The organism is Pseudonocardia kujensis (genome assembly GCF_021283305.1).
Lineage (GTDB): Bacteria > Actinomycetota > Actinomycetes > Mycobacteriales > Pseudonocardiaceae > Pseudonocardia > Pseudonocardia kujensis.
Map to the genome: position 1 here is coordinate 1 of NZ_JAJSOK010000128.1, position 7,602 is coordinate 7,602.

Genomic DNA, 7,602 nt, shown 5'->3' on the forward strand with positions numbered 1-7,602 from the left:
CCGCGGCCGACGGCAGCTTCCCCGGCATGTCCCTGCGCGACGGGATCCAGGGCGCCCTGCTCGGCGGGGCCGCCGGCGCCGGCGGGCTCGACGCCGGCCAGGGCGCGCCGACCTCCTGGATGACCGTCGCCTTCCCGTCGGCGCTGGTCGACCCGGCCACCGCGGCCGCGCTCGGCGGCGTGCCCGCCCGCACGGCGGCGGGCGGCCCGGGTGCGGCGTCGTTCGTCGGCCCGGTCGCCGCGGCTCCCGTCGCGGGCGGCGGCACCGGTGCGGGTGTCGCGCCGGGCACCGGCGGCACGGGCGGCGCCCCGGGCAACGTCCTCGATCCCGTGCTCGGCGGTGGCGGCACCATCGGCGGCGGGACGTCCGGTGGCGGGTCGGGCTCCGGTTCCGGCGGGTCGGGCGACGGCAGCGTCGTGGGCGGCGTCGTCGGCACGGTCGGCGACGTGGTCGGTCAGGTCGGCGGCGGCGTCACGCAGCCCGTCGGCCAGGTGCTCACCCCGGTGACCGACGCGGTCGGCGGTGGTGTCGTCAAGCCCGTGACCTCGGCGGTCGGCGGCGGGGTCGTCTCGCCCGTGACCGAGGCGGTCGGCGGGATCGTGGGCGGCGTGGACGACGCCGCCGCCCCGCTGGCCCCCGTGACCCGCGGTGTCACCGGGGTCGTCGACACCGTCGGCCGGACCGCGGCGCCCGTGCTCGAGCCGGTCGGCCGGACGGCGCAGCAGGTCGTCGGCACCGTGACGCCCGTGGTTCGGCCCGTCGCGCAGGTCGCGACCGGGACCGTCGGCGCCGTCGGCGGTGCGGTCTCCTCGGCCGCGGCGCCCGTCGTCGCACCGCTCGCCGGTGCGGTGGGACCGCTCACCACGCCGGTCGTCGAGGACGTCGTGGCCCCGGTGACCGAGAACGTCGTCGCCCCCGTGACCGACGCCCTCAAGCCCGCCGTCACGCCCCTCGCCGACGTCCTCGAGCCGGTCACCACGCCGGTGCTGTCCGCCGCGGCGCCGCTCACCGCGCCGCTGCTGAAGGCCACGGCCCCGATCACGGACCCGCTGCTCAAGGCGGCCGCCCCGGTGACCGGGCTGCTCGACACCTCGGCGGCCACGCCGAGCACGCCCGCCCCCGCCGCCCGGGCGGTGCAGGGTGCCGCGGGTCAGGCCGGTTCCGCGGTCGAGCAGACCGCGAAGCTCGCGCCCGTCACGCGGGCGGTCGAGACCGTGACCAGCGCGGCTCCCGCGCCGGTGCAGGACGTGGTCGGCAGCGTCGCGGCGCCGGTGCAGGGTGCGGTCGGCGGACTGCTCGGTGGTGGGTCCGGCGGATCGGGCCCGCAGGGCGGCTCCGCGCACCCGGGATCGAGCGGCCCCGGGGCGAGCGCCCCCGAGTCCCGGTCCGGCTCGCAGACCGGCGGCTCGCGGTCGAGCGGCTCGCAGTCCGCGTCGGGCTCGAGCTCTGACCGCTCGGACACCGGCTCGCGCTCCTCCGGGTCGAGCGGCTCGGGCAGCTCCGCCTCGCAGGGCGAGGACTCCGGGAGCTCCGGCGGGTCGAGCGGCTCGGGCTCGCTCCTGCGGGCGACCTCCGAGGGCGTCGGCAACGCCGCGAAGACGGTCACGGGCGGCCTCGAGGGCACGACCAAGGCCGTCGGCGGTCTCCTCGGCGGCAGGTGACCTCTCGTTCGCCCGAAGGCCCGCTCCGACCGGAGCGGGCCTTCGTCGTTCCGTGGACCGGCGTGGAGCGCCCTCACACCAGCCGGCGGTCCGAGGCCCAGCGGGACAGCTCGTAGCGGTTCGACAGCTGCGTCTTGCGCAGCACGCTCGACACGTGGGTCTCCACCGTCTTCACCGAGATGAAGAGCTCCCCCGCGATCTCCTTGTAGGCGTAGCCGCGGGCGAGGAGCCGCAGCACGTCGCGCTCCCGCCGGGTGAGCAGGTCGAGCTCGGGATCGACGGCGGGGGCGGCCCCGGGGCGGTCGGAGAAGGCGTCGAGCACGAACCCGGCGAGGCGGGGCGAGAACACGGCGTCGCCGGCCCGCACGCGCCGCACCGCGTCGCCCAGCTCCCGCGCGGAGATCGTCTTGGTGACGTAGCCGCGCGCTCCGGCCCGGATCACGGCGATGACGTCCTCGGCGGCGTCCGAGACGCTCAGCGCGAGGAACACCACCTCGGGCTGCACCGGCCGGACCCGGGCCAGCACGGCAGCGCCGCCGCCGTCGGGCATGTGGACGTCGAGGAGCACGACGTCGGGCTTGAGGTGCCCGATCCCGGCGACGGCCTCGTCGACCGACCCGGCCTCGCCGGCCACCTCGATCGGCGGGTCGCCCGCGGCGCCGCGCTCCAGCTCGGCGCGGACACCCGCCCGGAACAGGCCGTGGTCGTCGACCAGGAAGACCTTGATCGGCCCCGTGGTCGGCTCGGTCCCCGCTGGCTCGCTCACGCGTCCTCCCGCTCGGCCTCGATCGTCATCTCCAGGTGCACCTCGGTGCCCTCCCCCGGCGTGCTGCGCAGCCGGACCCGGCCACCGTGCCGGCCCATCCTGCCGTGCACGGAGTCGGCGAGGCCGTGCCGGTCCTCGGGCACGGCGTCGGGGTCGAAGCCCTTGCCACGGTCGCGGACGAACACGTGCACCTCGGTACGTGCCGGGTCCTCGTCCGCGTCCGGCCCGGTCTCCACCTCGGCGTACACGCTCACCTCGTCCACGCCGGCGTGCTTGGCCGCGTTGACCATCGCCTCGCGGGCGGCCAGGACGAGGGCGCGCAGGTCGCCGTCGGCGTCGCCGAGCGGGTGGTCGCCCACGATCACGGGGTTGACGGTGATCGCGTAGGTGTCCTCCACCTCGGCGGCCGCGGCCTGCAGCGCCGACGCGAGGGTCTCCCCGGGGGGCGCCGGCCGGCCACCCCGGCCGTAGCCCGAGGGCCCGTACAGCCAGTTCCGCAGCTCCCGCTCCTGCCCGCGGGCCAGGCGTTGCACCTCGCGCGGGTCGTGGGACTGCTTCTGGATCAGGGCGAGGGTCTGCAGGACCGAGTCGTGCAGGTGCGCGGCGATCTCCGCGCGCTCCGCCGTGACGATCCGCTGCCGCCGCTCCTCGCCGAAGTCGCGGGCGAGCCGCACCCACCACGGCACGGTGAGCACCGCGACGCCGACCAGCGTGGCGAGCACCGCGAGCACGCCGAACTGCAGCTGGCCCAGGTCGAGGTTGCCGAGCAGGAACACCGTGATGCCGGCGGCCACGAAGACCCCGCCCGCACCGACCCGCAGCAGCGCCATGCGGCCGCCGCCGAGGAAGCCGCTGCGGGCGCCGCTGGTCCAGCGCCGCCGTTGGGCCTCGTCGGCCTCGCGCCAGACGACGGCCGCGCCGAGCGCCGCGACACCGAGCGGGCCGACGATCCAGCCCACCACCTGGTTCTGCAGCGCCGCGCCGGCCAGTCCGATGCCCAGCCCGAGCGCGGCGAGCCCCATCGCCTGCTGGCGTTCCTTGACCGACACCTGCCGGGTGACGTCGGCGGCCTCCTGCCGCACGAAGACCCACAGCAGCCCGTAGGCGATCACGCCGGCACCGTTGGCCGCGGCCAGCACCACGAACGCGACCCGCACCCACAGCACGTCGATGCCGAGGTGGTCGGCGACCCCGCCCGCGACGCCCGCGAGGAGCCGGCCGGACCGGCGGCGCGCGAGCGGGGCGGCGCGGGTGGCTGGACTGGTCACCGCTCCATGGTCACACGCGGAGGAACCCCGGACACCGGGGTCGGCCCCGGGGCTTCTCGGGGTCGTCCCCGATACCGTGGGTGCGCGCGGGCGGGGAGGGTCGGCGGTATGAACAGCACCGACGTCGGGACGACGTTGCGGGACATGTGGGAGACCCGCCCGTCGCGGCCGCGACGGGACCGCAAGGTCGCCGGCGTGGCCGCCGCGCTCGCCCGCCGCTACGACATCGACCCGGTCCTCGTGCGTGTCGGCTTCGCCGTCGCCGCCTTCTACGGGATCGGCATCGCCCTCTACCTGGCGGGCTGGGTCCTGCTGCCCGCGGCCGACAGGGACGACCCGCTCGACGGCGCCGCCACCGACACCGCGGCGCGCAGCTCCGGCCGCACCGCGCCCCCGCTGGTGCTCGCCGGGCTGATCCTGGCCCTGCTGCTGACCAGCGGTCTCTTCTGGGGCAACGACGGCAGCGTGATCCTGCCCGTGCTGGCGGTCCTGGTGCTGCTCTTCCTGCTACACCGCAGCCGGGGACAGCGGGGCCTCGAGGTCGCGCAGGAGGCGCCGACCGTGCGCACGTCCGTCGAGGACGGCGTGGTCGACGGGCCCGACGCGCCCCCGGTGAAGGACCCGCTCGGCCCTGATCCGCTGGACCGCGGCACCCCGCCCGCCTGGGACCCGCTGGGCGCCGCGCCGTTCGCCTGGGACCTGCCGGAGCCGTCGGAGCCCGCACCCGAGCCGGCGCCGGTGCGCCGCCGCAGCCGGGTCACCCCGGTCACGCTGGCCCTGGCGCTGCTCGGCGGCGGCATCGCGGGCGCGGTCGTGCTCCTGACCTCCGGCCTGGCCGGGCTGCCGGTGGTGTTCGCGACGGCGCTGGCCATCCTCGGCGTCGGGCTGGTGGTCGGCGCGTTCACCCGCGGCGGCCGCGGCCTCATCCCGTTCGCGCTGCTGCTGGCCGTGCTGACCTGGGCGTCGCTGGCGGTGAAGGTGCCGCTGGCGAACTTCGGCTCCGGCGTGGGCGACCTGCGGGCCGCGCCCACCACGCCCGCCGCGGTGGCGCCGAGCTACGAGCGCGGCGCGGGGTCGATCGAGCTGGACCTGCGCAACCTCGACCTGGGCGTCCCGCCCGGCGAGACCGCCACCCCGGTCCGCACCTCGGCGAGCGTGGGCGTCGGCGACATCCGGGTGTTCGTGCCGCGGGACGCCGACGTGACGGTCGACGGCCACGTCGACCTCGGCGAGATCACCTTCGACGGGACCGGCCACAGCAGCCCGGACGCCCAGCTCACCGTGACGGACGACCTCGGCGCGGACGGGGTCCGCTCCGGGCGCCCGCTCGTCCTCGACCTGACCGGGGGCGCCGCCTCCGTGGAGGTGCAGCGTGTCTGAGCAGGAGCAGGACACCCGGCAGCAGGAGCGGGCCGCGGTCCGCCGGATGCCGGACCCGCTGGCCCTGATCGTGGGGCTGGTCAGCCTGGGGATCGCCGGGTCGGGGTTCCTCGGCCGGGCCCCGGACCTGTCGGCCTTCGACGCGCGCTGGTTGCTCGCCGGCGGGGCCGTGGTGCTCGGCCTGGTGCTGCTGGTCGCGAGCGTGCGCAGGCGCTGACGACGAGACCCGAACGGGGCTCTCGCTCACACGGTGGGCGAGGGCCCCGTTCGCTCACTCCCACTCGATGGTGCCCGGCGGCTTGCTCGTGACGTCCAGGACGACCCGGTTGACCTCGGCGACCTCGTTGGTGATCCGCGTGGAGATCCGTTCGAGGACCTCGTAGGGCAGCCGGGTCCAGTCCGCGGTCATGGCGTCCTCGGAGCTGACCGGGCGCAGGACGATCGGGTGGCCGTAGGTGCGGCCGTCGCCCTGGACCCCGACGGACCGGACGTCGGCCAGCAGGACGACCGGGCACTGCCAGATCGACCGGTCCAGGCCGGCGACGGTGAGCTCCTCGCGGGCGATCGCGTCCGCCTGGCGCAGGGTCTCCAGCCGCTCGGCGTCGACCGCGCCGATGATCCGGATGCCCAGCCCGGGGCCGGGGAACGGCTGGCGCTGGACGATCACCTCGGGCAGCCCCAGCTGGGCCCCGACCGCGCGGACCTCGTCCTTGAACAGCGCCCGCAGCGGCTCGACCAGCGCGAACTCGATGTCGTCGGGCAGGCCGCCGACGTTGTGGTGGCTCTTGATGGTGGCCGTTCCGGAGCCGCCGCCGGACTCGACGACGTCCGGGTAGAGGGTGCCCTGCACGAGGAAGCCGACGGACGGAGCGTCAGCGGAGTCGGCATCGGTACCGCGCGACTCGGCGGCCACCACGTCGGCGGTCGCGGCCTCGAAGACCCGGATGAACTCCCGGCCGATGATCTTGCGCTTCTCCTCGGGGTCGGTGACCCCGGCGAGGGCGTCGAGGAACCGGTCCCGCGCGTCGACGGTGTGCAGGTTGGCGCCCGTCGCGGCGACGAAGTCCTTCTCCACCTGCTCGCGTTCGCCGGCGCGCAGCAGCCCGTGGTCGACGAAGACGCACGTCAGCCGATCGCCGATGGCGCGCTGCACCAGCGCTGCGGCCACGGCCGAGTCGACCCCGCCGGAGAGGCCGCAGATGGCCCGGCCGTCGCCGATCTGGGCGCGGATCGCCTCGACCGTGTCGTCGATGATCGACGCGGTGTTCCACGTCGGGGTGATGCCGGCGATCTCGTGGAGGAACCGGCGCAGCACCTCCTGGCCGTGCGGGGAGTGCCCGACCTCGGGGTGGTACTGCACGCCGGCCAGCCGCCGCTCCCGGTTCTCGAAGCCCGCGACCGCGACCCGGTCGGTCGACGCCGTGACCGTGAAGCCCTCCGGCGCGCGGGTGACGGAGTCCCCGTGGCTCATCCAGACGGGGTGGCTGCTCGGCAGCCCGTCGTGGAGCACCCCGGCGTCGCGCGTGAGGTGCACCTCGGTGCGGCCGTACTCGCGGGTCCCGTCCGGCGCGACCTCGCCGCCGAGCGCCTGCGCCATCGCCTGGAAGCCGTAGCACATGCCGAAGACCGGGATGCCCGCCTCGAACAGCCGCTCGTCGACCCGCGGCGCGCCCTCGGCGTACACGCTGGAGGGGCCGCCGGACAGCACGACGGCAGCGGGGCGGCGCGCGACGATCTCGTCGACCGACGTCTCGGCCGGGACGATCTCGGAGTACACCTGGGCCTCGCGCACGCGGCGGGCGATGAGCTGGGCGTACTGGGCGCCGTAGTCGACGACGAGGACGGTGGGGTTCTCCACGGCGACCAGGGTAATCGGCGACGTGCGTCACCCGGTCCGGCGCCCGGAGCGGCGGGAACCGGACGGACCCTGTGGAAGGCTGGGGGGGTGAACGGCGGGACGTCCCGCGCCCGCCCGGCGCCGCTGACACCGCCGACGACCACCGCTCCCTACGACGAGATGCGGGACGACACCGGGGCCGTCCGCCCGGCGTGGACCGGGCTCGCCGGGGTCCTCGACGCCGCCGGCCCCGCCGGGCTGCACGCCCGCCGCGCCGACACCCTGCGCCTGCTCGCCGACGACGGCGTGGCCTACCACCCGCCCGGCGCCGAGTCCGAGCAGCTCTGGGAGCTCGACCCGCTCCCCCTGGTGCTCGACGGCGCGGAGTGGGCGGGCCTCGAACGCGGCGTCGCGCAGCGGGCCGAGCTGCTCGACCGGCTGCTGGCCGACCTCTACGGCCGCCGCGCCACGATCACCCGCGGGCTCCTGCCGGTCGAGGTCGTCGACGGGCACCCCGGCTACCTGCACGGCTGGCGCCGACCCGCCGGCTCCCCGCCGCGCCGCGAGCTGTTCCTCTCCGGCGTCGACCTCGGCCGCTCGCCCCCCGGCTGGACCGTGCTCGGCGACCGGGTCCAGGCGCCGTCGGGCGCGGGGTACGCGGTGGCGAACCGCCGGGTGGTAGCGCGGGTG

General features: G+C 76.5%; 6 protein-coding genes and 1 pseudogene. 4 read left to right on the forward strand and 3 right to left on the reverse strand.

The window, feature by feature from the left end:
- Positions 1 to 1,661: pseudogene (locus tag LWC35_RS38255) on the forward strand (hypothetical protein); the annotation flags it as partial.
- Positions 1,662 to 1,734: 73 nt separating this feature from the next.
- Here LWC35_RS38255 and LWC35_RS38260 read toward each other — a convergent pair.
- Together LWC35_RS38260 and LWC35_RS38265 are read right to left on the reverse strand one after the other, a co-directional pair.
- Positions 1,735 to 2,427 carry a response regulator gene (locus tag LWC35_RS38260; RefSeq protein ID WP_232875483.1) on the reverse strand — a complete coding sequence of 231 codons (693 nt, stop codon included), beginning with the start codon at positions 2,425 to 2,427 and terminating at the stop codon, positions 1,735 to 1,737.
- Positions 2,424 to 3,695: an ATP-binding protein gene (locus LWC35_RS38265; protein WP_232875485.1), complete on the reverse strand. Its 1,272-nt coding sequence runs from the start codon at positions 3,693 to 3,695 to the stop codon at positions 2,424 to 2,426. The genes LWC35_RS38260 and LWC35_RS38265 overlap by 4 nt, the downstream gene beginning before the upstream one ends.
- Before the next feature lie 108 nt (positions 3,696 to 3,803).
- On the opposite strand from LWC35_RS38265, the gene LWC35_RS38270 reads away from it, so the two are divergent.
- A complete protein-coding gene (locus LWC35_RS38270; RefSeq protein ID WP_232875487.1) occupies positions 3,804 to 5,075 on the forward strand; it encodes a PspC domain-containing protein in 1,272 nt (423 codons plus the stop codon).
- Entirely contained in the window at positions 5,068 to 5,292 is a 225-nt protein-coding gene (locus LWC35_RS38275; RefSeq protein WP_232875489.1) for a hypothetical protein, read from the forward strand. Before LWC35_RS38270 ends, LWC35_RS38275 begins: the two co-directional genes overlap by 8 nt.
- Before the next feature lie 54 nt (positions 5,293 to 5,346).
- On the opposite strand, the gene guaA is transcribed toward LWC35_RS38275, so the two are convergent.
- Entirely contained in the window at positions 5,347 to 6,933 is a 1,587-nt protein-coding gene (gene guaA, locus LWC35_RS38280; protein WP_232875490.1) for a glutamine-hydrolyzing GMP synthase, read from the reverse strand.
- Between the two features lie 87 nt (positions 6,934 to 7,020).
- Here guaA and LWC35_RS38285 point away from each other — a divergent pair.
- A partial coding sequence (locus LWC35_RS38285) for a circularly permuted type 2 ATP-grasp protein (protein ID WP_232875491.1) occupies positions 7,021 to 7,602 on the forward strand: 582 nt, incomplete at its 3' end.